The organism is Pedobacter humicola (assembly GCF_056490705.1).
Map to the genome: position 1 here is coordinate 1 of NZ_JBWJIG010000028.1, position 25,057 is coordinate 25,057.

Here is a 25,057-nt window from a genome sequence, read left to right on the forward strand (position 1 = left end):
CCCCGGTGGATGTACACCGGGGTTGCATATATAATGACCTCATAGGTAGAGGGAAATTGCAATATTATCCTTGTTTTTGTGCGGTAGCTTTTAATGCATCGTTCGCTACGATTACAATTTCTACACGACGGTTGGCTGCACGGCCAGCATCAGTTTCGTTATCAGCAATTGGCTCGGCAAAACCTTTACCAATGGTAACCAATCTGCTAGATGGCACACCTTGAGAAACTGCATAAGCTTTAACAGCTGCTGCCCTTCTTTCTGACAGGCCCATGTTATATTGTTCGGTACCGCGGCTATCGGTATGACCGATAATTTTGATATCTGTATCAGGATATTGATTCAATGAAGAAGCCAAACTCTGAACGTTTGCTTTCGCTGCATCTTTTAAAGCTGTTTTATCGAAATCGAATAAAATACCGCTATCAAATTTTACAATAATCCCTTCACCCTCACGAATAACTTCTGCATTTGGAATAGCTTTCTGGATTTCAGCCGCCTGTCTGTCCATTCTACGACCGATAAAAGCTCCGGCTGTACCGCCAATAGCACCACCAATTAAGGCACCAACTGCTGTATTACCGGCTTTTTTACCGATTAATGCACCAATTACACCACCTGCTGCAGCACCAATACCGGCACCTTTTTGTGTTTTAGTTAAACTATCACAACTTTGGAATGCCATAGATCCCACGGCTAATCCTATACTTAATGTCGCTATTCTTACTTTTGAAATACTCATGATATGCTAGATTTATAATTTCTACCCGGTATATTCAAACACAATGCCAAAAACACCATAACCTGTATTTTCTGCCTATTTTGGCCAATTTTGAAAGCAAAGCAGTAATCCTTGTGGCCAAAAAAGGGCGCTGAAGAATCAGCACCCTTTTATATTGTATCATTCTTAGTACAAAAACTATGCGGAGAAATAACTCTCCAGCTCTTTCAATGTATTTTCATCTGTTGTAAAATCCTTGATTACTTTTCCCTTTTCTACCAGGATAATCCGGTTACATACATCGGTCACATGGTTTAAATCATGACTGGAAATAAAAGTGGTCATGTTACCGGTATGCTCCTTCAACAACTTCTTTAAACGGATCTGCGTGGTAGGATCAAGGTTGGCAAAAGGCTCATCTAAAATCAAAATTTCAGGCTTCTGCATCAATGCCGCTGCGATACCTACTTTGTTTTGGTTTCCCTTACTAAAATCACGGATGTATTTTCCGCTGTTTAATATTTCGCCGTTAAAAAACTCGCCGTATTGAGTAAGGTAAGCGGAAACATCGGCCACACTCATATTGTGTAAGCTGCCAATAAAAATGAAATACTCTTCAGGGGTTAAATAATCGATCAGGAAACCCTCATCTAAAAATGACGCGGTATAATTTTTCCAGTTATCGCTCTGCATTACATTTTCGCCTTTTGATATTACCTCTCCATTGGTGGGGCGGATCAAATCTAAAAGCATGCGGAAGAAAGTGGTTTTACCAGCACCATTATTTCCAACCAAGCCCACAGTTTCGCCGGCAGCAATCTGCAAGTCTTCGATGTTTACAACGGTTTTATCGCCATAAACTTTCTGTAAATTCTTAACTTCTAAAATCATAATTATTCTCTAAAGCCTTCGGCTATTTTATATCGTTGTTTTTCAAATCTTTTTGCAATGTAGTTTACCCAGAAGCCACGCAACAATAACATGGCTAAACCAAAAACAGATACCGCAACCAAACCCCAATAAGGTTTATGCAATATCCCAAATGGCACATAAATTAAGATGGGCGTAAGGGCATAAGGAAACATCAGTAACCATTGTGTAGCGCCCGTTCCCTCGTAGTTAAAACTAGCTGCCTTCGTAATATCCAGTCTTTTATAATTCAGTGTAGCCAAATAAAGCACCACTACGGTTCCGAAACCGATATTGTATAAATAGGCAGCCAAATGCAACAGCAATAATTTCGGACTTAAAAACCCGTAAAAACTCGCCAATAGTGTAATAATGGTACAGCCAATGGTAAACAACAGGAATTTAGCCCTGATAAAATCCTTAAAATTGATTTTATTGGCCAGTAAACCATCAAAATGGGCACTTTGCCAGGCAAACATAAACTGTCCGTAAATAATAATCGAGACACCCGTCATAAAAATAGCACCGAACATCATTTGTCCAAAAGCATCGCTATTAATCGCTTTTTCTTTATAAAAGATAAAACCATAAAAAAGGAAGAAAAAACCAAGGATAACCGAAGAACGCGGACGTTTGTGGCGAAGGATTAACTTAAGCTCCAGGGCCGCCAGTTCGCCAACTTTACCAAAACGGTTAAGGAAGGCATAATCGGTACTGCCTTTTTTCTCCTGCCTGGTACTTAGCTCCTCAACATATAAGTTTTTACGCAGGAAATTGGAGTTAAAGAAGAATATCGCGACTGCAGCCAGTGTAAAGGCAAAACCATATAAAGGATGTGCAGCGATGGCCCTGAACACAAAATCGGAACCCGCCATGATGGAGATCACCTTATAGTATTCCAATGCTGCAAAAGCCGCGATAACCACCAGCCCCAAAAAAGTATATAAGGTATTGGTGATCGATTTCCGCTTGATGTACAACACCAGATAGTTATTAAAAATCATGATCGAAAGTATAGAGACGATGTACATGATCGTAACAAAGGCCCCATACTCACCAGAAATTTTAATAAAACAAAAAGGCAGAAAAATAAAGAATGGCCATATATTAAACGCCGAGAACAGTGCCTTAACATTTAAAAAATTAATAATCTTACTTTTCTGGATCTTGAGGTGAAGGTAAGGGATAATACTTAGGGTTGGCAATTCCTGGAACTGCAAACGCATGATAAAATCGAAGGCAAAATAATACAGGATAATTCCGTTAAAACTCGAGATTACCTCTTTGTTTGGGAAAATTTTTGGCAGGAAATGCGACATCCCAAAACCCACGCCAACGGCAATGGCAAAGAAATAGAGCATAAAGAAACCCAAAACAATCTGGCCGGCAATGCTACTGCCCCTGTTTCGCGAACGCCAGAAAGATTTTCTTTGATGGCTTAAAAAAGTACTCAGCATATTTAGTTTAGGTGTTTGATTTTTAGTCAATATACCTATTAGTATGCATTCGGCAGAAAATGTTACACTAATAGTTGTATTTGTCTTTCCAATTCTGACGAAGTTTCTCCCGCAGCTTCTCTTCTGCTGCGTTTTTACCCGGATCGTAGAGTTTCGTACCACTTAATTCATCAGGAAAATATTCCTGCGGCGAAAAATTGCCTTCATAACCATGCGAATATTGATAATCCTTTCCATAACCGATATTTTTCATCAGTTTGGTCGGCGCATTGCGGATGTGCAGCGGCACAGGTAAATTCCCGGTCTGTTTAACCAAAGCCTGTGCTTTGTTAATGGCTTCGTAAGAGGCGTTACTTTTAGGCGAACTGGCCAGATAGGTTACACACTGCGACAGGATAATCCGTGCTTCGGGATAACCGATTACGTTTACCGCGGTAAAACAGTTATTGGCCAAAAGCAGGGCATTGGGATTGGCATTTCCGATATCTTCTGAGGATAAAATCAATAACCTGCGGGCAATGAACAGTGGGTCTTCTCCTCCTTCAATCATCCGCGCCAGCCAGTAAACCGCTGCATTGGGGTCGCTGCCCCGGATAGACTTAATAAAGGCCGAAATGATATCGTAATGTTGTTCTCCGGCTTTATCATACAAGGCAAGGTTTTGCTGTGCATGTGCCAGCACATTTTCGTTGGTGAGCACAATCTTATTTCCGCCGATACCGTTAATGGCGATTTCGAGCACATTTAACAACTTCCGAGCATCGCCACCCGATAAACGGATTAAAGCCTCATGTTCTTTTATGGTAATCTTTTTCTCCGCCAGGATAGGATCCTTTTTAATAGCCGTTTGCAGTAAACCAGCCAATTCGGTTTCTGTCAGCGATTTTAAAATGTATACCTGACAACGCGAAAGTAAAGCGGAAATAACTTCGAATGATGGATTTTCGGTCGTGGCGCCGATTAACGTCACCAGTCCCCTTTCAACCGCACCCAATAAACTATCCTGCTGTGATTTACTGAAACGGTGAATCTCATCGATAAACAGAATGGGTAAACCCAAAAAACTATCCTTTAGCTGTGCCGCCCGGTCGATCACTTCGCGGATATCCTTCACGCCGCTGTTAATGGCGCTCAGATTAAAAAAAGGACGGTCTAACGCCTGCGAGATGATGTAGGCCAGGGTGGTTTTACCTACTCCGGGTGGCCCCCAAAAAATCATGGATGGGAGCTGGCTGCTTTCGATCGCTTTGCGCAACACTGCTCCCGCTCCTACTAAATGCTGTTGACCAACATATTCATCGAGATTTTGAGGGCGCATACGTTCGGCTAAAGGAGGCAGGTTTTGCATAATGGTAAATATATAAAAATTGAGTATTTTGTTGGTCGATATTTACTAACCAAATATCGGCAGCATAATTCCTTAGCCTAAAACAAAAGGATGCCTGCTTTAGTTCTAATTTAATATTATGGACATCAAAAACTTAGATCATCTGGTATTAACCGTTGCCAATTTAGAAAGTACCTGTAAATTTTACAGCCTGGCTTTGGGTATGGAAATCATCGAATTTGGCGAAAATAGAAAAGCCTTAAAATTTGGCAATCAAAAAATCAACCTTCACCAACATGGGCGCGAATTTGAGCCCAAAGCATTTAAACCTATGCCCGGAACCGCCGATTTATGCTTTATTACCGATTTTCCATTGCGCGAAGTGATGCAGGAACTGAAAGAAAAATGCATCGAAATTGAAGAAGGACCTGTAGAACGGACTGGTGCAAATGGAAAGATCGTTTCTATTTACCTCCGTGATCCGGATATGAATTTGATTGAGGTGAGTAATTATTTGTAGTTGGACGTCACCCTGAATTTATTTTCAGGGTCTTATCTTTCCTTTGATAGATGCTGAAATGAATTCAGCATGACGACATCTCCACATTCTGCTCGCAAATTAATCCTCAATCTTCGAGTGGTGTTTGGTATCCTTCATGGTGGTATACAAAATCAGCGAGATTAAAATACATCCGGTTACATACCAGTAGAAATAACTTTCGTGACCAATATTTTTAAACCAAAGCGCTAAATATTCTGCCGTGCCACCAAAAATGGCAACGGTTAAGGCATATGGTAAACCTACCCCTAAGGCCCTGATCTCAGCAGGAAACAGCTCTGCCTTAACCACCGCGTTAATACTGGTATAACCGCTCACAATAATCAAAGCGCCGATCATTAACAGAAATATGATGGTGGTATCCGTTTCTCCAGCTAAACCGGTTAATATTGGATAAGTACATAAAGTGCCCAAAACACCAAAACCGATTAACAAAGGTTTGCGACCGATTTTATCAGATAACAAGCCGAATAAAGGCTGCATAATAGCAAAAACCAGCAACGAAACAAACGATAAGGTGGTGGAGCTTTCTTTACTCAGATGCACGGTATTCACGAGAAACTTTTGCATATAGGTACTAAAAGTATAAAAGGCAATTGTGCCGCCCAAAGTTAAACCCACAACGGTAAAAACCTCTTTAGGATAGGTTAACAGCACCGCAATACCTCCTTTTTTATCTGCCGAACTTTTACTTTTAAAAGCAGAAGTTTCGTCAATATGCCGGCGTAGATATAAAGCAATAAAAGAGAGTATAGCGCCTATAAAAAAAGGAATCCGCCAGCCCCAATCGTGCAGTTCGGCAGATGTTAGCAACCAGTTCTGTAAAATTAACTGAATGCCCAAAGCCAGTAACTGTCCACCAATGAGGGTCACATATTGAAAGCTCGAATAAAAACCCCGGTGTTTTTTGGTGGCCATCTCACTAAGGTAAGTGGCAGAAGTTCCATACTCCCCGCCTGTACTCAATCCCTGGATCAGCCTCGCAAAGATGAGTAATAAGGGAGCGGCAATGCCTATCTGCTTATACCCGGGCGTTAAACCGATAATCAGGGAACCTATGGCCATAATGAATACTGAAAGCGTCATCGATCGTTTTCGGCCTAATTTATCGGCAATGCTGCCAAATAGCCAGCCACCAATCGGCCGCATTAAAAAACCTACGGCAAAAATTCCTGCAGTATCCAGTAACTGCGCCGTTGGATTACTATTGGGGAAAAAAGCCGGAGAAAAGTAAAGGGCAAAAGCCGAATAGGTATACCAATCGTACCACTCTACCAGGTTACCAACTGAACCACCGAAAATAGATTTCAACCGGTATTCTACATCCTTAATTTCGTTCTGTTGTGCTTTATCCATAGTTGAAAATGAGTGATGAGCGCATTATTGAATAACTGGGTTTTGAATGATCGAATGAAACTTAAATCAACACTACTTGTTATTCAAAAATATGATAATTTTATAAAGAAAGAGCGAAGTTATTTTCATCCTGATGCCATTCACTCCTTCTCGCACTTAACATTCAATCATTAAACCATGAAAGATAACTTTTCTACCCAATCTGCCGATTACGCCATCTACCGGCCAACTTATCCGCAAGAATTGTATGATTATCTGTTTGCTTTGGTAAAAAACAAAGAAACCGCATGGGATTGTGCCACGGGAAATGGTCAGGTGGCCCGCATATTGGCCTGGCATTTCGATGCCGTATATGCAACGGATATTAGCGAGAACCAATTAAAAAACGCATTACAGTTGCCCAATATCACCTACAAGGTTGAACCTGCAGAACAGACTTCCGTTAGTGATAACAGTTTTGATCTAATTACCGTAGCGCAGGCTATCCATTGGTTTAATTTCGAGGCCTTTTATGCAGAAGTTAAAAGAACACTAAAACCCGATGGACTTTTTGCGGTAATCGGTTATGGCATCATGTTTATCGATAAAAAAGTAGATAAAGCCATCCATAAACTGTACGAAGATATCCTTGGTAAATACTGGGACAGCGAACGCCGCTATATTGAGGAAGGTTATAAAACCATCCCCTTTCCTTTTGAAGAAATTATTGCCCCACACTTTCAGATCAAAACCACCTGGAATTTCAACCAAATGATCGGCTATTTAAATACCTGGTCTTCTTTACAGCATTATAAAAAGGCCAATGAACGGAACCCGCTTGAGTACATGTTTACCGAACTCAAAGAAGCCTGGGGCGACGATGCGGAGAAAGATGTTCATTTCCCAGTTTTATTACGGATTGGGCGATAGGGTTAACCACAGTGGGAATCGAACAAATAGAAAATTCACCAAGTCCATCGTACTGACTTATTTCAAGATCTTTAATGAGGGGAAAACCAGAAAATGTATTCAAGCGAGAATAGAAACAAGTTCAGGATGACGGCCGCACCTCCCGTCTCGGTGTATGAACTCAGCAATCTCTGTGGTTAAGTAAACGTCTATTTCAGCAACTCCAGTATACCTAAAACAGTCAGTTTTTTCTGCTCACCGCTTTGCATATCCTTTAGCGTAAGCTCGCCACTTGCAATTTCATCACCACCGATTAAAATTACATAAGGGATATGCTTCGCATCGGCATAGGTCATCTGTTTCTTCAGTTTGGCTGAGCTTGGATATAATTCAGCTGAAATTCCTGCGTTTCTAAATTGCTGAACAATCGGTAAAGCATACTTTTCCGCTTCTGCATCGAAATTGCTGATCAATACTTTTGTTCCAACCTCAGCAGATGCAGGGAAAAGATTTAATTCTTCCAATACATCGTAAATGCGGTCGGCACCAAAAGAAACACCCACGCCGGTTAAATCTTTCAAACCGAACATGCCTGTTAAATCATCATAACGGCCACCGCCACCAATACTGCCCATAGCCACTTCGTTGGTTTTAACCTCGAAAATACAGCCGGTATAATAGTTTAAACCACGGGCCAAAGTAATATCCAATTCCAATTTCGCAACCAATGGCAAACCATAAGAAATCAGACTTTCTACATATTCAAAAACCTGTTCAATTTCTGCTACACCCTTTAAACCGGTTTCCGATTGGTCCAAAACATCTTTTAAACTGGCCAGTTTTTCTTCGTTGCTGCCCTCCAATAAAATCACCGGACGGAGTTTTTCCAGATCGTCTTCAGTAAAGCCACGTTCCAGCAATTCTTTACTTACGCCATCCAAACCGATTTTATCCAGCTTATCAATGGCCACCGTCATATCGATGATCAGATCAGGTTTACCAATGATCTCGGCAATACCTGATAAAATTTTCCGGTTGTTAATTTTTATACTGAAATCTTTTAGTCCCAATTTGCTTAAAGCTTCATTGTAGATTAAAATAAATTCGGCTTCATTTAATAAACTTTCAGAACCCACTACATCCACATCACATTGATAAAATTCCCGGTAACGGCCTTTTTGCGGTCGGTCGGCACGCCACACCGGCTGCACCTGAAAACGTTTAAAAGGCAAGGTGATTTCGTGCTGGTGCATCACTACATAACGCGCAAATGGCACTGTTAAATCGTAACGTAAGGCTTTTTCGGAGATGAGCGGGATCAGCTTGTTGCTGTTGTCTTCTTCTGCAAAATCGAATAATTTCTTTTTTGGATCTTTAAGATACTCGCCGCTATTTAAAATTTTAAAAATCAGTTTATCGCCTTCATCGCCGTACTTTCCGGTTAAGGTAGACAGGTTTTCGAAACTTGGGGTCTGGATTTCTGCATAACCATATTTCCTGAAAACCGTTTTAATGGTATCGTAAATAAAATTGCGTTTTACCATTTCAACCGGGGTAAAATCGCGGGTACCTTTTGCTAATGAGGGTTTAATAACTGACATAGCCGCAAAAGTACAAAAATGTAAGGTTTAAAAATAAAGTTTCGTCATTGCGACAAGGAACAACGAAGCAATCTTAAGCACGAATCAGTTGTTGTAAGATTGTTCCCCGAAAAGTCGCGACAGGCAGTCGGCTGAAAAAGCCCTCTCGCAATGATGATCAAAGGAAAAATTACTTTCCCAGCATCTCTTTTACCATTTCCCTATTTGGTTTACTTACCGGAATTTTATCCCCACTATCCATTAATAAGGTTCCGCCATCTTCCTTTAACCAGCTTTTTACAAACTTTGGGTTTACGAGATGACTTTGATGTGCCCGTACAAAACCATGCGGTTTTAGCAGGTCTGCATATTCTTTCAATGATTTTGAAATCAACAGCTGATCCCCATCGCTAAAAAAGAAATTGGTGTAATTGTTATCCGCTTCGCACCTGATGATTTCTTCAGGGTTTACGTACCTGATTTCATTTTGCTGGGGCAAAGCAATCCTTCCATTTAATTTAACAGCTTCTTTTTTATCGGCCTTTTCATCAGTTTTCCGGCTTTGATAAGCAACCGGAGGAGGGAAATTAATCGCCACAGTATTGGGTGCCACATGTGGAGGCGTATTGCGGCTTTTTTTGATTAAAAAGTAGATCAACATAAAAATACCGCCAAAGAAACCAAAAAAGAGCAGTCCCGCAACCAAAAGTATGATGATTTCAGGTGCTCCTAACATGGCGGCATGAGCTACCTGTACGCCATAAACAAGGATAAAAATTAACCCGAAAATTATCTTATTTTTCATTTTGATCATGCTTAAGCTTCTTAATTAAATATAAACATAAGAAAACAAAACCGACCATCGCGGCAATTGCTACAAAACCAACAATGAACAGGATTATTAGTTCAGGTACGCCAATAGTTGCGGCATGCGCAACCTGTAAGCCAAAAGAAATGATAAAGAAGAATAAAAATAATACCTGTTTCATGTTAATTGATTTAAATGTTTAACGAAAGTACCGCTAGGGTATACATTTAAAAAATCAGTAATGAGAATCGGCAGGCCTCCAGTGAGTATTGGCAGCTGGGATTTTAGTATTTGATAAGCCGCCAATCCTGATGTGATATACCAAATAGGCATAACGGCACAAAGCAGTTTTGCTAAGGGAAACTAAAGTAAACCATATCAGATTTTGATACTGATCAAAACCGGACCATCATCGGACCTTTCGGGTTTTGATCCGATTAAAGTTGGATGGAAACCGATAAATATTGCATCTTAAATGTTCATTCATCTGAGGTGTCGAGAATAGGTATGAAGATGAGCACACAGAAGCATGAGCACACAGAAGCAATGGCCCTGGCATTCCTGGTATGTTAGTGGTTAATAAGACTACTTTCCCAACATCTCTTTTACCATTTCCCTATTTGGTTTACTTACCGGAATTTTATCGCCATTGTTCATCAGCAGGGTTCCGCCATCTTCCTTTAACCAGCTTTTTACAAACTTTGGGTTTACGAGATGACTTTGATGTGCCCGCACAAAACCATGCGGTTTTAGCAGATCAGAATATTCTTTAAGCGGCTTGGAGATCAGAATTTTATCTCCATTGCTTAAAAAGAAAAAAGTGTAGGTATTATCGGCCACGCAGCGTACAATGTCATCAACAGAAACATAACGGATTTCGTGCTGCTGGGGCAATGCAATTTTTGGAATACTTGCCTCGCTCTTTTTAATCTGACCCAATAAAAAACTGAGCTGTTCGCCCTGTATTTTGTTTTTGATCCTGATTTCGGCCTTTTCAACAGCCGCTTTCAGTTCGTCAGGATCAACAGGTTTGAGCAGATAATCCAGAGCCGCAAATTTTACTGCCTGGATGCCATAATTATCGTAGGCGGTTACAAAAACCACTTCAAATGATTTATCGGTAAGCTGGTTTAATAAATCGAAACCTGTTGTTTTACCCATCTGGATGTCTAAAAAAAGCAGATCGGGATGGTGAAGGTTCACTTGTGCAGAGGCATCGTTAATATTGCCAGCACTGGCTACCACTTTAATGTTTGGACAATGTTTATCCAGTAAAATCCTCAGATTTTCTAAATTGGCTACCTCATCGTCTACTAAAATTGCCCGCATCTTATAACCATTGGTTTAAGGTAATCTTGATTATCGTTCCATCTTTATCTGCTTTCATGTCCAATACAAACGGGGTTGCTTTATAGATGGAATTGAGTAAAGATATCCTGTTTTTGGTTAATGCCAAACCTAAACCTTCGTAATCTTGGCTTACATTAAACCCACTTCCATTGTCTTTTATACTTAAAACCAGGTCTGCTGATTGTGCTGTAAAATCAATTTCAATCCTACCATCGGCTCCTTTCTCTGCAATACCATGTTTTACAGCATTTTCTACAAAAGGCTGCAAAAGCATGGCTGGAATTTCGATATTCTCGGCATCTAAATCAGGTGAAGCTGTGATCTGGTACTGAAACCCAAAACGCAGTTGCTCCATCTGCAGGTAATCGTCAAGCAAGGTCTTCTCAGAAGTTAAACTGATGAGTTCTTTATGATCCAACACATTACGTGTTAAGCGTGCAAACTTAACCAGGTAGCGGTTAGCATTGTCGGTTTCGTTTTTGTTCATCAATGTTTGGATGCCTGCAAGTGCATTAAACAAAAAGTGTGGGTTTAACTGCGAGCGGACAGATTCTAACCGGAGTTTGGCGATTTCTTTATCTCTATACTGTAAAGCCAGTTTTTTAGCTTCTTTCTTTTTGATGTAGGTTACCGCGCCGCCAAAAATTACTCCAGCAATGGCACAAAAGATAAGACCGTAAATAATAAGTTGTTTTTCGGAGAAAAGTTTTGTTTTGTTTTTTTCTGGCAACACGGTGAACTTATAACTCGAGGCTTTTTCTTTTATAAAAGAAACCGGTGATCCGCCTGGAGCCGGCAATTTTGGTGTCAGGATAATTTCATATTCTCCCGGCTCTTTCCAAAATTCTTTATAAATGTAGAACCTGCGATCATAATTGCCCAAATCGAGGGTTTCAGTTCTTCCATTTATGCTCCTTACCAATTGAGCACGATAACTGTAATTAAATCCACCAAAGCTAACATTAAGACGTACCAGGGAATCTCCTAAAGAAAATCTCTGATCATCCAACGATCTTGTTTCTACAAAATTATAATACTTTTTATTGCCTACTTTATCTAATGAAGCGTAAAAAGGGTCACCGGAATTTTTTTTAGTCAAATATTCTACTCCTAACCTCAATTTTGCCGGCAATACCGGCCTCCAATCCACAATTATGGCGTCTCTTTCGCGGTAGTCGTTAACATTATAGATCTCGATTTTTAGATATCCATTTCTTTGACATTCATAATTTCCTAAATAGGCAAATTCTACTTTATCATCTGAAGTTTTTTTAAATTCAGAGGGAATAGTCCATCCTTTAATTTCTTTACTATCGTTAGTAATTACATGATAACGATAATTTTTAGCGGTTTCTCTGGTAATTCTAACATCTGCAAATTCAACATTGGCATTGCCATCAATTATAAATGATCCAAAATTACCCCAATTTCCCCAATACCATTTATTTCCCTCATAAACCTTTGATCTGGTATTTGACTGAAAACGAATAGCCAAACCCTGAAGGCCTCCATAAAGCTGTTCTCCGATTGAAAAATTGAATCTGTCACTTGAAATTGATTTCAAATGCTTTTTATGCGCAATCATAGCCACCTGCTTAGGTGTTGCATACCTGACATCAACCCGTTGATTTCCAGCAAATTCGAAGTACTTATTATCTACACTAATATTAGCTTTATGCTGCGCAACCAGGCCCTTTACCAAAAATATTAATATAACGAATAGTGTTATCTTTTTCATGCGTTTAATTTTTCATAAACATCTTGCAAAAAATCTGTTCATGAAACATTAAAACAGGATATGGCATGAATAAACTTGTAAATGGCAGGTTTGGGGTAGTATTTAGATTTTGGGAGGAACTAGTTTCCGGAAGACAAATACCGCATTCCCATTGATAGTTCAAAAGAAAAATCGTCCTCTCGACTGACGCATAGCGAGATGGTGAGATCTATGTTAGATGGATTTAGCTGCTGAGCAATCGTGGTTCCCCGGCTGCGTCTCACCCGCTCGAAATGACGGTGAGCAAGAATGACAGCTTTTTCCTGTTATCCCCCGGCTTTTTTTACTTTATAGCCATCTTTCTGCAGGATGCCCATTACTTTATCACGCACATCGCCCTGGATCATAATTTCGCCATCCTTAACCGAGCCACCCACCCCACATTTGGTTTTCAGCATTTTGCCCAGTACCTCTAAATCTTCCGAACGGCCTCTAAATCCTGTAATCAGCGTTACAGCCTTGCCGCCACGGTTTTTCTTATCGAGCATGACCCTTAAATCCTGCTGATTGTTCGGAGAAGTAACGGTATCGTCAACTTCTTCTTCGTATTCGAATTCCGGATTGGTAGAATACATAATTCCGCCAAGATCGCTTAAACTGTTTTTCTTTGGTTTCATGTTTGTAAAAGTTCACTGGTCAATGGTTCATTATATGGTGGTTAATCGGTTAACTGGTTAATCAACGCCAACCGCTAAACGCCTTACGCTATGGCACAATTACCTTCAGCGAAAGCGGCCTTATCACCGCTTCAATAGCTGTTCCCATTTGTAAGGGTTCGCCATCTACATGTACCGCACCCGCTGTTTCCCTTGTTATTTTTATATTTTTCCCTTTAATAATTTCAATCATATCCGATGTTTCGGCTTTGCCCCTCAACATCACATAACCCAATACCGGCAGTTTTATAATCGGGAAAGGTTTAATAATGCAAACATCCAGCAAGCCATCTTTTACCGAAGCATTTGGCGCGATGTATACATCATTTCCATATTGTGATGAATTGGCAATGCTGATGGCAAAAGCTTTTCTGGTGTACTCAGTACCATCGATGTTTAGCAGATACGTTTGTGCTTTATAGTTAAAAACCTCTTTAAAACCCAGCTTTACATATCCAGACAAGCCACGCTTTTTATCCTTCGAAAAAACAGCGCTTAGATGGGCGTCGAAACCCATTCCCGCCAGGTTGAAAAAACATTTTTGGTTAAACTCAGCGGTATCAATGTCATCAACATTAAAATTGTTGATAATGGAAAGTGCATACCTCAGGTTTTTAGAAATATTTAAAAACCTGGCAAGGCCATTTCCCGATCCAAGTGGCAAAATGCCTAAAATCTTTTTGTGTTTTAACACTTTGCTGGCCACTTCGTTAATCGTACCATCGCCACCCGCGGCCACGATTACATCGAAGTTTTTGGTGGCTGCTTCATCTGCCAGTTCGCCGGCATGACCAACATATTCGCTAAAAACGAAGTTCGGACTAAATTTTTCCTTATCCAGAAATTTATCGATAAAATCAGGGATACGCAGCTTCCCTCTCCCACCAGAGATAGGGTTTATGATGAAGAGGATATTGATCTTTGTATACAAAGTGTAAGAATGAGTGCACAAAATAATCTATAATTTTTGAAATAAAGAAAATATGCTAATTTTGCAACAGTTAAAAGTGGATTGATTTGCTATCCCGATACTTCGGGACCGGATTGCAACCACTTAAAAAAATTGCTAATACCTCCTTTCAATTAATTAACCACCTGTACATAAGGGGTTTGGCAATCTTAAATTTGTTTATTTATCACTAAATATTTAATAAATGTCATATTTATTTACATCAGAGTCTGTTTCTGAGGGTCACCCAGATAAAATTGCCGATCAAATTTCGGATGCATTAATTGATAACTTTTTGGCTTTCGATCCAGAATCAAAGGTTGCCTGCGAAACTTTGGTAACAACTGGTCAGGTTATTTTGGCGGGTGAGGTAAAATCTAAAACATATTTAGATGTACAACAAATTGCCCGTGATGTAATCAAGAAAATCGGTTATACCAAAAGCGAGTATATGTTTGAGGCCAACTCGTGCGGAATTTTATCCGCCATACACGAGCAGTCGCAAGATATTAACCAGGGTGTAGATAGAACAAACAAAGAAGAACAAGGTGCCGGCGATCAGGGAATGATGTTTGGTTACGCCACCAACGAAACTGAAGATTATATGCCATTGGCATTAAACCTTTCTCATAAATTATTACAAGAACTGGCTGTTTTACGCCGCGAAAATAAAGAAATTACTTATTTACGTCCGGATGCAAAAAGCCAGGTTACTTTAGAATACGACGATAACAACAAACCGGTACGCATTGATGCGATTGTAATTTCTACACAGCATGATGATTTTGATGAAGAAGCAAGCATGCTGGCGAAAATCAAAACTGATTTGGTGAATATCCTGATTCCCCGAATTATCAAAAGCAACCCTGCTTACGCACATTTGTTTAACGATAAAATTGAATACCACATTAACCCAACCGGTAAATTTGTAATTGGCGGTCCACATGGTGATACTGGTTTAACCGGAAGAAAAATCATTGTGGATACTTACGGTGGTAAAGGCGCTCACGGTGGTGGTGCTTTCTCGGGTAAAGATCCAAGTAAAGTGGATAGAAGTGCGGCTTATGCTACCCGTCATATCGCAAAAAACTTAGTGGCTGCAGGTATTGCCGACGAAATTCTGGTTCAGGTATCATACGCTATTGGTGTGGCAAAACCAATGGGTATTTACATCAATACTTACGGAACAGGTAAAGTGGGTAAAACGGATGGCGAGATTGCTAAAATTGTAGAATCGATTTTTGATATGCGCCCTTACTTTATCGAACAACGTTTAAAATTAAGAAACCCGATTTATAGCGAAACTGCTGCTTACGGACACATGGGCCGTACACCAGAAACCGTTACCAAAACTTTTAGAACACCAAATGGTGAAGAAAAAACAGTTACGGTTGATTTGTTCACCTGGGAGAAATTGGATTATGTAGATCAGGTTAAAGCTGCTTTCGGCATTTAATTCTTCGCATCAAATTATAGAAAAGGCGTTTTGCAGCATTGCAGAACGCCTTTTTTGTTGTCGTGCAGTCGGACGTTACCATCTGACCGGGTATTTGTGTCGGATGGTAACAGCCAACACCACCAGATCCCATGTTGGTGGCTCACCAAACAATAGCAAATATTAGTGAACAAAATAATTAACTGGTGTTTTTTTTGAAAAGCAGGGTTCTGCGTACATCGGTTTCGAAAGCCCTGCCATTTGCTTTACCTCTCTGCGTTCGGTGCCCGCTCCTGTCAGGTTTATTTAACGGAGGCTGGTGGTTCTTAAGTAGGAATCCCAATAGAAAATAAATATTTTGGGAACTGTGCAGAATTCCGCTCATCGTAGCAAATGCCTAACCTATCCAAACCTGATCCGATAGCTATCGGATGAAATGGAAAGCACGCAATGCCGATCCTTCATCGGCAGCGGACTTGTAATGAAAAGCAGGAGGGACATTAAAAAAGCTACTGCAACTGCTTTCCAAAAAAAAGCAATAGAAAAATTACCTACTCATAGTCTGATCAGATGCTAACATTTTAAAGTTCCAAAGTATAATAACGTTTTAGCATGACAGCCCCTGATCCCGATATGAAATCGGGACAGGTGACGGAACCAGGACTTACGAAGTTTTCCCTACGCTAATGCCTGACTAAACTTAGTAATTAGGCCAAATGGTATTTCAGTTCCTGATGGCTGCCCTGCTCTACCACTACGCCTTTATCCAATACGATAATTTTATCGGCATTGTTCAGCGTACTCGACCGGTGTGTAATGACGATTACCGTTTTCTGTTCGGCTTTTAAAAGTTCGATCATTCGTTGTACATGTTGCTCTGATACCGAATCAAGAGATGAAGTCGCCTCATCTAAAATCAGAATCTCCGGATCCCGGTACAAAGCCCTTGCGATGGCAATACGCTGTCTTTGCCCACCAGATAGTGCGGTTCCATTTTCACCTAAATAGGTTTGGAAACCTTTCGGCAAAGCTTCAATAAAGCCGATTAAACCAAGTTTGGTAGCGATGTCGATAATCCTTTGCATATCGGGTTCTTCTTCACCTATGGCAATATTATCGACTACATTGCCTGCAAATAAGTCGATCTGCTGGGGCACTACCGATACCACTCTACGCAGCGACGAATTGGTAATGTATTTTAGATCGTATTTGCCAATGCGCACGTTGCCCGCCTGTATCGGATAAATATTCTGCAGAATAGACATTAAAGTTGATTTTCCTGACCCACTCTCGCCCACAATGGCTGTAAATTTACCCTGCGGAATGGTTAAGTTCAGGTTTTCGAAAACAGGCAACCGCATTCCATAACGGAAGGAAACATTTTCGAAATGGATATCGCCAATTTTATCGGCACTTAATTCGATCTGGTTTTCATCACTTTCGCGTTCCAGGTCCATAATTTCAAATAAACGATCAGCAGCAATCACCGCATCCTGTACCGTTTTGTTCATCCCGATTAATGAGGAAACCGGTCCGGTAAAATACCCGATCAAGGTATAAAATGACAATAATTCACCTGGTGTAATCGAATTGCTCAGCACATAACCTGCACCCACCCAAAGCAATATAATGGTGATCAGGCGCGAAATAAATTCGGTAGAAGTACCGGATACTACTGCATTGATGTTCGATTTAAAACCGGCCTGAAGCAGTTTAATGAAACGGGTTTCAGTTTTATCATTGGCATGGTCTTCCAGGCCGAAACGTTTAATGGTACCAACGGCATTTAAACTCTCTACCAGTTGCGATTCGAGCTCGGCTGCATCTTCCATTAACCTGCGCTGGGTACGCTTGTTAAATTTATCGGTAATATAATAAATTACCAGGTACAGCGGAATAACGGTAAGCGTGATGAGTGCCAGTTTCCAGTAATAGGTAAACATCATGATGAACGAAAAGAAAACGATAAAGATGTTGACCACAAAATTTACGCATACATCGTTTAGAAATGTTCTGATCTTTACCGCATCGTTAATCCTCGAAATAATTTCGCCCACCCGCATGGTATCAAAAAACTGCTGAGGCAGGCGGAGCAGGTGTTTGTAATAGCCTAGAATAAGCTGGGCGTCTATAAGCTGACCCGTTTTTAAGGTAAAAACAGTTTTTGCCGAACCGATAAACATCTGCACCACCAGAATCACCATCATAGCGATGCTCATGAGATTAAGCAGGTTGCGGTTGCCATCCACCAGTACAAAATCGACCAGCTTTTGCACAAAAATAGAGGTAGATAAACCCAGTACGGTAAAAACAATTGCACCAAATAAAACCTGTGTCAGAATGCCTTTGTGCGGTTTAATCAAACTCCAGAACCTGCCCTGGATTGATTTCTTTTCATTACCGATCTGAAAATCTTCTGATGGCAACAATAGAACTAAAGCACCAGTCCACTCTTTTTTAAATTCATCGTGTGTTTTACGGTGCACTTTCCCATCTATAGGATCCATCACCTCTATAAACTTGCTGTTTACCTTATAAATTACGACATAATGCTGCAGAATATCATTTACAATAATATGTGCAATGGCCGGTGTCGGAATTTTAAATAAACTATCAAAGGGTGCTTTAACACCTTTCGCTTCAAAGCCTAATTTTTGGGCTGCTTCTACCAATCCTAAAACTGTAGTCCCCTTTTTGTCTGTTCCGGCAAGCTGCCTAATCCGCGCAACAGCCAGGTCTAATTTGTAGTGCGAGGCAATTGATGCCAGACATGCCGCACCACAATCTGTTATATCCCGTTGCTTAACCTTTGTACTCATTGCCTTTTATGTTTTTTGGATTAAGTTTGGATTTACCCAATCATCTACTTTATCGTAAAGTAACTGATATAAACTGCGGTCTGTAACCTTAAACCGGGCGGTAAAATTCATTCCCTTTTTGAGGTAACCTTTGTACCCGTTCTTTAACATCAGGAAATTTTTATCCATTAAACACTTTACCTTAAAGGCGGGCTGATTATTGTTCAAGATCACAATATCATCCGAAATATCGATCACTTTACCTACTGCCAAACCCCATTGGTTATAGTTATAGGCATTGATCTGAAAATGTACATCCTGTCCTTTTCTAATCAAACCAATATCAGCAGGGTTGATATAACAGTAGGCGGCCAAACCAGCATCAGGAGAAACCTCACCAACTTTTTGGTTGGCAAATACGTAAGCGCCCTGCTGTAAGCCAACCAGGTTCTGAACAGAACCATCTATTGGTGCCCGCAATACATATTGTTTTTTCTGTTCATTCAGCTCTGCCTGCTGACCTGAAAGCTGGCGCAGCTCATTCCGGTAACCATTGGCCTCAGTTTGCCATTGGGTTTTATATTTGGTACGCACCATTAAGTAAACCGATTCGGCCTGCTCCAGTTCGTATTTGTATTTTTCATATTCAGATTGTGTAATTACTTTATTTTGATAAAGCTTATTGTAGCGCGCAAAGTTACTTGCAGCTTGTCTTTTTGCAATACCGGCATTTTTCGACTCTTGAGTATATTGTTGCCAGGAGGCCACATACTGGCCGCTTTGCAGATTGGATCCGCCGTTAAATGATAACAGCGCGCCAATGTCTTGTAAAAAATGGGTAATCTGGTTTTTACGGGTTTCGACCAAAGCATCTTGTTGTTTGGGTAAACCGGCATCAATCGCGAGGAGCGTATCGCCCTGCTTAAGTCTTTTATTATCCGACAGCCGATACTGGATCAACCGGCCATTAACAGGTACAATAAGTTCTGTTTTTTCGATGGTAGACTGTAAAACACCAGTACCGTTTATGCTAATGGGTATCTTAATAAAGGGAAGTGCTGCCAGAACAACTAAGATAGCGACCACGGCAACTACATAAATTAATTGACTTGACTTACTAATTTGAGCGCGATAAACGAGAGCAGTATCTGAAATTTTTTCTGTGGAGTAGGTGGATAGCGGCATATGGGTTTAAATCGTAAAGAATCCGCTATTCCGGATAACCGGGACAGCGGATACTATGAATTGCTTATAAACTCCAAACGAGTTTCAAAACATTGGTTAATGTTTTAGATAAAAATGCTGAAGTATCGGCACCAACTGCATTTAAAGTTCCTGAAATTGAGCCCAAAAGTTGAGATAAAGTAAAGTTGATAATACCACCACCTTCTACTTGTGACATTTCAGTTGTGTTCATTTCTTTAACACCAAGATTTTTTAATTCTAAACTTTTCATACTAGATTTTTTTTGAGTTTTAAGATCCCTACTCTTTTAAAGGCTTTTCGGGATGCGCCTGATGCTTGGCCAAACACTTCAACGAATGTAACCATATTAGCTATACAGATGTAGTATTAAGCATCTAACACAAAGCTAACGATTCGTTTAATAAGAGGGATAAAACACCTTTCACGGCATCAAAAACGCAATCTCTACTAAAAAACTAGGGTATTAGTTCTCATATTCAATTTATTCATTAGCGAATACCTGCTTTATATTCTTTTTATTCGCTGTTTTTTAAGCACCTCCTTTAAGAAACAGCTGGTTTAGAGGCCGTTCTTTTTCATAAATTCGACCTCTTTCTCGGCGATATGATCATCGTCAATCGCATATGATTTAATATTTGCGATCTTCATCTCATCAATTACATCCACAAAATCCTGAAACCTGGCGGTTTTGCCCGGCTTGATAATGACGATCATATATTTTGCGGGATCGTGTTGATGGGTTTCGGCAACCTGCTTCTCATTTTTAATGATTTCTTTTTCAATATGCGCAACAGGTATAACTTGCATATTTGCCTTTTCTACCGTACCCATGTAGCAAACAGCCTTGTTATTTTTGCCCAACAAAATCGTCATCGTACGTGATTCGGGATAATTTTCTACTACATCAGTCTTAACGGGTTTGGCAATATCTGCCGCATTTAAGCTGCCCAACGAGGTGGTAAGCATAAAAAATGTGGTTAATAAAAACATCAGGTCTACCATTGCAGTAAGATCGACTCTTGGTGTTGGTTTTTTGGTTCTTCCTTTTGCAGCCTTGCCGCTTTGAGATTCGTTTAGCGTTGCCATAATGATTTAGGTTTTTAGTGATGATGACAGGCCAGATCAAATTGCATAAAAAAAGCGGTTAAAAATTTAACCGCTTCTTTCACTTTGTAATTCTCTTTGGATTAATGCCAGTGCAATCTGAAATGATTTGATTCTCCTTATCATCAAAGTATGTTGGGCCGAACCTTCTTTCAATTTGAGTATTGCCTTTTCACATTTACCAAGTGTTGAACCCAGAGACCTATGTGCTTCTTCAAATTCGCTTATGGAATACTTCGCCATTTACCCTATTTTTTAAGGCTTTTATTTTATCAATTGTAGCACAAAATACTAAATTTAGTCTATTTCACGGCCTCGATTACACCGCAGCCTACCCTTGGTCCCGAGTTTCCTGTTGGCTGGGTAGTATAATCGTCGGTACCGCCATGTACAATGATGCCACGACCTATAATATTTTTAATATCGCCCTCCTTAGTGCTCCATTTATCGGTGGTTACCGAAAGTGTAGCATGGCCTTTACTGTCTAGCATAATATTGCCGATATCTCCGCTATGATAGGCTCCGGAGCCCCACTTTCCATGAACCTCTTTGGTTGGATTCCAATGGCCGTGGGTATTTTCGCCCATATTGCCACAATCGCCATGTTCGTGAAAGTGAACGGCAACATTGCTATCAGCCCTGGCCGCAAAATTCATCTCGATATCCATTTTAATTTTTCCGTCGCTCAATTCGTAAAATTTTGCTGTTCCAATGGTTTTGGTGTTATCAGCAGTTTCGGTTAAAGTAGCCTGGGCAATTTCTTTGTCGGTTTTGGTGCAGGCACTTACAAATGCAAGCCCCGCAACAGCTAAGCTTAAAAGATATTTTTTCATGTGATTAAAATTTAGTTTAAATACGAAACACATTGACAATCATTTAGTTTGACCTAAAACAGATACGGCTAAAACCATTTGCACTACCACTTGTTTAATGAGTATAAAATCGTATAACTATGGAACAGCCAACAGCAATGAACACTTTGAGTCAAATTTTAGAGAAATTGAGGCTGAAAGGAAAAGATAACGAACTTAAAATGTCCGATCACGGTAAGATGCAAAGTAAATCGTTGGGAAAAATTTATAAACCTGAAGATTTAACTATTGTTAAAACTTACCGCTTTGAAGGAGATTCAGACCCTGCAGATAACTCTGTACTTTATTTGCTGGAAGATCAGGATAAAAACATCGGATATATACTAGACGCTTATGGTATTTATTCGGATAATGAAGGACCATCATTTGATGATTTCTTAAAAAAGATCCCCACCGAAAACAGAGACGAACAGGAATTGTTCAGTTAAATACCTTAAATATAAAAAAGGGAGAATTGGCGTAATCTGATTCTCCCTTTTTTATATTTAAAAAATTGGGAAGTTATATTTCCGTAATTTTGCGCCTCATTTACGAGCCCCAGATGAAAAGCAAAATCAATATTCCACCCATTCCCGCTGTTTTACTATCCATTATTAGTGTACAGTGTGGTGCGGCGATTGCTAAAGGGCTTTTCCCGCAAATTGGGGCAGCAGCAACTGCATCCTTAAGGATCGGGTTGTCTGCGGTGATCTTGTTGATTGCTTTCCGACCAAACCTGCTTAAACTAAATGCCAAACAGTGGAAATACGTAATTTTATATGGCGTTTGTTTAGGGGTAATGAACATGGTGTTTTACATGGCCATTGCCCGTATTCCAATTGGTTTAGGCGTAACCCTGGAATTTGTTGGTCCTTTAGGTCTTGCCATTTTCGGATCGAAAAAACCTGTTGATTTTCTTTGGGTAGTACTGGCCGCTACAGGTATTGCACTAATTGCACCCTGGACAAGTACAGGTTTAAATGTTGGCGGTGTGCTATTGGCCCTTTTGGCAGGTGTTTTTTGGGCGGCTTACATTATCCTTGGGGGGAGGATTTCGAAAATCATGAAGGGTGGTGATGCCGTGGCCATCGGGATGTTATTTGCAACCATAGTCATTTTGCCATTTGGTATTTATGGTGGTGGATTAGGCACTTTGAACCCGAAATTACTAGGTTTAGGCGCAGCGCTTGCATTACTATCAAGCGCCATTCCTTTTACCCTCGAAATGAGGGCCCTTAAACAGCTTCCCGCCAGGACCTTCAGTATTTTAATGAGCCTTGAACCCGCCATGGCATCGCTGGCAGCCCTGGTTTTTCTTCACGAATACCTCTCATTAAAAGAATGTTTTGCAGTGGCTTTTGTGGTCATCGCTTCTGCGGGTTCTTCTTTAACAGCCAGGCGTGTGAAATTATAACTAAGCCAGTTTTTCTGTTTTGTAAATTACAATCTCTTCTGTAAGTGCAGCGGCCTGTTCTACAAAGGCCAAAATATAGGGTTGTTCGTTATGTACATCCAAGCTGCTTTGATCTTTCCATTCTTCCTGAAAAATGAAAGTATGGTCGCTTGCAGATTCGTGCAGATCGTATTGGATACAGGCTTCTTCTTTGCGCGAATTTTCTACCATATCCAATAACACAGCCCTTAAGGTTGTAATGGTTTCTTTTTTACTTTTAACTATTGCTGTTAGATAAATGCTCATATACTTCGGTATTTAAAAAGTTTTGGGTTAAATGTTGCTGATGTAATTTTAAAGCGCTCATGATATCTGCGTTTTTTTCCACGTCATGGAAATGGATGCCATCTATTCTTTCCATTCCGGTAAAAGCGTTCATTCTATGGAAGCCGAATAGCACGCCATCATCTACACTCGTTTCCATAAAAAATTCTTCCGGAAGTGTAAAGGCTTCTTTTGGCGCGTTCCATGATGAAGTGACCATATATTTCCGACCATGTAACATGCCACCGGTACCATAATTTCGGGTAGGGTTATCCGCTTTGCGACCATCGCTTACATAAATCCCTTTTTTATGCCCTTCGGTAAATACCACATCAATATACTTTTTAAATCCATGTGGCAACTGGAACCACCAGATTGGGGTATGATAAATTACCACATCGGCCCAAACATATTTTTCTACTTCTTCCTTTGGGTCGTAATTGTGGTTAATGTTGGTTGTTTTTATTTCAAATCCTTCGGCTGATGAAAAGAAATCGGCGGTGGCGTTAGCTATTGTTTCGTTAAACAGGCCTCCAGAGTGACCAAATTTTTGTCCGCCGTTGATGATGAATATTTTTGTCATTTCGTTTTTCTATTTGATAAGACAAAATTACAGCAACCATATCTATTATTAAAACAAGTTAATTCATAGCTTTGTATCAGAATTATAATAACAAGATTATGGTTAATTTAGAGTGGTACAGAAGTTTTAAGGCGATTTATAAAACAGGAACCTTAACTGGTGCAGCAGAAAACCTGTTCATTTCGCAACCTGGTGTAAGTTTACATTTAAGTTCTTTAGAAAGTTATGTGGGTTACAAACTTTTCGAACGTACTGGCCGGAAAATGATCCCGACCGAAAAGGGGAAAGTACTGTATAATTTTATTGTAGAACCCCTCAGCAAACTCGAGGACGCCGAAAAACACTTCCAAAAAAGTACGGAAAAACATACCCCGACCATTAGTGTAGGCATGTGTTTCGAAACTTTTCAGATTACACTCGAACAATATATTTCGACCTTGCCTTTTAACGTGATCATCCGTTTTGGTGAGTATCCGGAAATGCTCGATCAATTGGACAAAGGCATTTTAGATCTTATCATTACACCTCAAAAGGGGAATTCACCAAATATTGAACATGAAGCTTTTTCTTCTGAAACCATCGTTCTGGTGGGCGGCATAGAAACAGACGGGCAAACTTTTGATTCGTTGGTGAAAAAGAAAGATTTGTCGGGAATGGAAGCCTGGTTAAAACAGCAGAAATGGTACGGCACCGCAGGAGACATGGAACATCTTTTACGTTTTTGGCAACTTAATTTTGGCAAACATGCCGATTTCCGCCCCAACTACATTGTTCCCAACCTCAATTCGATTGTCCGTTGCCTATCCGGCGGAAATGGCCTGGCGATTATTCCCGATTTCCTTTGCAGAAAAGAAGTTGAAGATGGAAAGATCAGGGTAATTTGGGAAGGGATGTCAAAACTCACCAATACTTTATACTTTGGATGTAGAAAAAACACGCAATATGCTTCAGAAATTCATATAATTAAAAACCTTTTTAAGGAGGTTATGGTTAGTATATAGTTTCTATAAAAAACGATCAGCTTAA

Annotated in this window: 26 protein-coding genes; 6 read left to right on the top strand and 20 right to left on the bottom strand. The window is 40.2% G+C overall.

What is annotated here, in order from left to right:
- Positions 1–64 precede the first annotated feature (64 nt).
- The 4 genes from AC04Q1_RS25670 to AC04Q1_RS25685 all read right to left on the bottom strand — a co-directional run bounded on the left by AC04Q1_RS25670 (position 65) and on the right by AC04Q1_RS25685 (position 4,435).
- Positions 65–742 carry a YiaD family glycine zipper/OmpA-like lipoprotein gene (locus AC04Q1_RS25670; protein WP_478367391.1) on the bottom strand — a complete coding sequence of 226 codons (678 nt, stop codon included), beginning with the start codon at positions 740–742 and terminating at the stop codon, positions 65–67.
- Positions 743–919: 177 nt separating this feature from the next.
- Positions 920–1,612: an ABC transporter ATP-binding protein gene (locus AC04Q1_RS25675; RefSeq protein WP_478367392.1), complete on the bottom strand. Its 693-nt coding sequence runs from the start codon at positions 1,610–1,612 to the stop codon at positions 920–922.
- A gap of 2 nt (positions 1,613–1,614) precedes the next feature.
- Positions 1,615–3,087, bottom strand: a complete 1,473-nt coding sequence (locus AC04Q1_RS25680; RefSeq protein WP_478367393.1) for a DUF5687 family protein — start codon at positions 3,085–3,087, stop codon at positions 1,615–1,617.
- A 67-nt stretch (positions 3,088–3,154) separates the two neighbouring features.
- On the bottom strand, positions 3,155–4,435 hold the full coding sequence (locus tag AC04Q1_RS25685; RefSeq protein ID WP_478367394.1) for a replication-associated recombination protein A: 1,281 nt from the start codon (positions 4,433–4,435) through the stop codon (positions 3,155–3,157).
- 118 nt (positions 4,436–4,553) lie between these two features.
- Between AC04Q1_RS25685 and AC04Q1_RS25690 the strand changes: the two genes are divergently transcribed.
- Positions 4,554–4,934 (top strand): VOC family protein, encoded by a 381-nt coding sequence (locus AC04Q1_RS25690; protein ID WP_478367395.1) that lies wholly within the window; start codon positions 4,554–4,556, stop codon positions 4,932–4,934.
- A 99-nt stretch (positions 4,935–5,033) separates the two neighbouring features.
- Here the strand turns inward: AC04Q1_RS25690 and AC04Q1_RS25695 are convergent, their stop codons facing one another.
- Positions 5,034–6,329 carry an MFS transporter gene (locus AC04Q1_RS25695; RefSeq protein ID WP_478367396.1) on the bottom strand — a complete coding sequence of 432 codons (1,296 nt, stop codon included), beginning with the start codon at positions 6,327–6,329 and terminating at the stop codon, positions 5,034–5,036.
- Positions 6,330–6,506: 177 nt separating this feature from the next.
- Here AC04Q1_RS25695 and AC04Q1_RS25700 point away from each other — a divergent pair, with 177 nt between their 5' ends.
- The gene (locus AC04Q1_RS25700) at positions 6,507–7,238 is read left to right on the top strand and encodes a class I SAM-dependent methyltransferase (protein WP_478367397.1); all 732 of its coding nucleotides are present in this window, start codon (positions 6,507–6,509) and stop codon (positions 7,236–7,238) included.
- 188 nt (positions 7,239–7,426) lie between these two features.
- Here AC04Q1_RS25700 and hisS read toward each other — a convergent pair whose 3' ends face one another.
- The 7 genes from hisS to AC04Q1_RS25735 all read right to left on the bottom strand — a co-directional run bounded on the left by hisS (position 7,427) and on the right by AC04Q1_RS25735 (position 14,319).
- A complete protein-coding gene (gene hisS, locus AC04Q1_RS25705) occupies positions 7,427–8,818 on the bottom strand; it encodes a histidine--tRNA ligase (RefSeq protein WP_478367398.1) in 1,392 nt (463 codons plus the stop codon).
- A 169-nt stretch (positions 8,819–8,987) separates the two neighbouring features.
- Positions 8,988–9,602 carry a LytR/AlgR family response regulator transcription factor gene (locus tag AC04Q1_RS25710; protein WP_478367399.1) on the bottom strand — a complete coding sequence of 205 codons (615 nt, stop codon included), beginning with the start codon at positions 9,600–9,602 and terminating at the stop codon, positions 8,988–8,990.
- Positions 9,592–9,786 (bottom strand): hypothetical protein, encoded by a 195-nt coding sequence (locus AC04Q1_RS25715; RefSeq protein WP_478367400.1) that lies wholly within the window; start codon positions 9,784–9,786, stop codon positions 9,592–9,594. The genes AC04Q1_RS25710 and AC04Q1_RS25715 overlap by 11 nt, the downstream gene beginning before the upstream one ends.
- A 404-nt stretch (positions 9,787–10,190) precedes the next feature.
- On the bottom strand, positions 10,191–10,934 hold the full coding sequence (locus AC04Q1_RS25720; RefSeq protein WP_478367401.1) for a LytR/AlgR family response regulator transcription factor: 744 nt from the start codon (positions 10,932–10,934) through the stop codon (positions 10,191–10,193).
- 1 nt (position 10,935) lies between these two features.
- Positions 10,936–12,693 (bottom strand): sensor histidine kinase, encoded by a 1,758-nt coding sequence (locus tag AC04Q1_RS25725; RefSeq protein WP_478367402.1) that lies wholly within the window; start codon positions 12,691–12,693, stop codon positions 10,936–10,938.
- 305 nt (positions 12,694–12,998) lie between these two features.
- Entirely contained in the window at positions 12,999–13,349 is a 351-nt protein-coding gene (locus AC04Q1_RS25730; protein WP_090504011.1) for a translation initiation factor, read from the bottom strand.
- 88 nt (positions 13,350–13,437) lie between these two features.
- The gene (locus AC04Q1_RS25735; protein WP_478367403.1) at positions 13,438–14,319 is read right to left on the bottom strand and encodes a diacylglycerol/lipid kinase family protein; all 882 of its coding nucleotides are present in this window, start codon (positions 14,317–14,319) and stop codon (positions 13,438–13,440) included.
- Positions 14,320–14,542: 223 nt separating this feature from the next.
- On the opposite strand from AC04Q1_RS25735, the gene metK reads away from it, so the two are divergent.
- Positions 14,543–15,793 carry a methionine adenosyltransferase gene (gene metK, locus AC04Q1_RS25740; RefSeq protein ID WP_478367404.1) on the top strand — a complete coding sequence of 417 codons (1,251 nt, stop codon included), beginning with the start codon at positions 14,543–14,545 and terminating at the stop codon, positions 15,791–15,793.
- A 686-nt stretch (positions 15,794–16,479) separates the two neighbouring features.
- Here the strand turns inward: metK and AC04Q1_RS25745 are convergent.
- The 6 genes from AC04Q1_RS25745 to AC04Q1_RS25770 form a co-directional block, all read right to left on the bottom strand.
- On the bottom strand, positions 16,480–18,591 hold the full coding sequence (locus tag AC04Q1_RS25745) for a peptidase domain-containing ABC transporter (protein ID WP_478367405.1): 2,112 nt from the start codon (positions 18,589–18,591) through the stop codon (positions 16,480–16,482).
- Positions 18,592–18,597: 6 nt separating this feature from the next.
- The gene (locus tag AC04Q1_RS25750; protein ID WP_478367406.1) at positions 18,598–19,656 is read right to left on the bottom strand and encodes an HlyD family secretion protein; all 1,059 of its coding nucleotides are present in this window, start codon (positions 19,654–19,656) and stop codon (positions 18,598–18,600) included.
- 163 nt (positions 19,657–19,819) lie between these two features.
- Positions 19,820–20,026 carry a bacteriocin gene (locus AC04Q1_RS25755; protein WP_478367407.1) on the bottom strand — a complete coding sequence of 69 codons (207 nt, stop codon included), beginning with the start codon at positions 20,024–20,026 and terminating at the stop codon, positions 19,820–19,822.
- 308 nt (positions 20,027–20,334) lie between these two features.
- On the bottom strand, positions 20,335–20,862 hold the full coding sequence (locus tag AC04Q1_RS25760) for an ExbD/TolR family protein (RefSeq protein WP_478367408.1): 528 nt from the start codon (positions 20,860–20,862) through the stop codon (positions 20,335–20,337).
- 66 nt (positions 20,863–20,928) lie between these two features.
- The gene (locus AC04Q1_RS25765) at positions 20,929–21,123 is read right to left on the bottom strand and encodes a hypothetical protein (protein ID WP_478367409.1); all 195 of its coding nucleotides are present in this window, start codon (positions 21,121–21,123) and stop codon (positions 20,929–20,931) included.
- Positions 21,124–21,182: 59 nt separating this feature from the next.
- Complete coding sequence (locus AC04Q1_RS25770) at positions 21,183–21,713, bottom strand: superoxide dismutase family protein (protein ID WP_478367410.1); 531 nt, start codon at positions 21,711–21,713, stop codon at positions 21,183–21,185.
- A gap of 119 nt (positions 21,714–21,832) precedes the next feature.
- Between AC04Q1_RS25770 and AC04Q1_RS25775 the strand changes: the two genes are divergently transcribed.
- Both AC04Q1_RS25775 and AC04Q1_RS25780 read left to right on the top strand, forming a co-directional pair.
- Positions 21,833–22,180, top strand: coding sequence for a hypothetical protein (locus tag AC04Q1_RS25775; RefSeq protein ID WP_316843503.1), 348 nt, complete (start codon positions 21,833–21,835; stop codon positions 22,178–22,180).
- Between the two features lie 113 nt (positions 22,181–22,293).
- Positions 22,294–23,145, top strand: a complete 852-nt coding sequence (locus AC04Q1_RS25780; RefSeq protein WP_478367411.1) for an EamA family transporter — start codon at positions 22,294–22,296, stop codon at positions 23,143–23,145.
- On the opposite strand, the gene AC04Q1_RS25785 is transcribed toward AC04Q1_RS25780, so the two are convergent.
- Together AC04Q1_RS25785 and AC04Q1_RS25790 are read right to left on the bottom strand one after the other, a co-directional pair.
- Positions 23,146–23,430: a putative quinol monooxygenase gene (locus tag AC04Q1_RS25785; protein ID WP_478367412.1), complete on the bottom strand. Its 285-nt coding sequence runs from the start codon at positions 23,428–23,430 to the stop codon at positions 23,146–23,148.
- Entirely contained in the window at positions 23,402–24,031 is a 630-nt protein-coding gene (locus tag AC04Q1_RS25790) for an NAD(P)H-dependent oxidoreductase (RefSeq protein WP_478367413.1), read from the bottom strand. The genes AC04Q1_RS25785 and AC04Q1_RS25790 overlap by 29 nt, the downstream gene beginning before the upstream one ends.
- A 98-nt stretch (positions 24,032–24,129) precedes the next feature.
- On the opposite strand from AC04Q1_RS25790, the gene AC04Q1_RS25795 reads away from it, so the two are divergent.
- The gene (locus AC04Q1_RS25795; RefSeq protein ID WP_478367414.1) at positions 24,130–25,032 is read left to right on the top strand and encodes a LysR family transcriptional regulator; all 903 of its coding nucleotides are present in this window, start codon (positions 24,130–24,132) and stop codon (positions 25,030–25,032) included.
- Positions 25,033–25,057 lie beyond the last annotated feature (25 nt).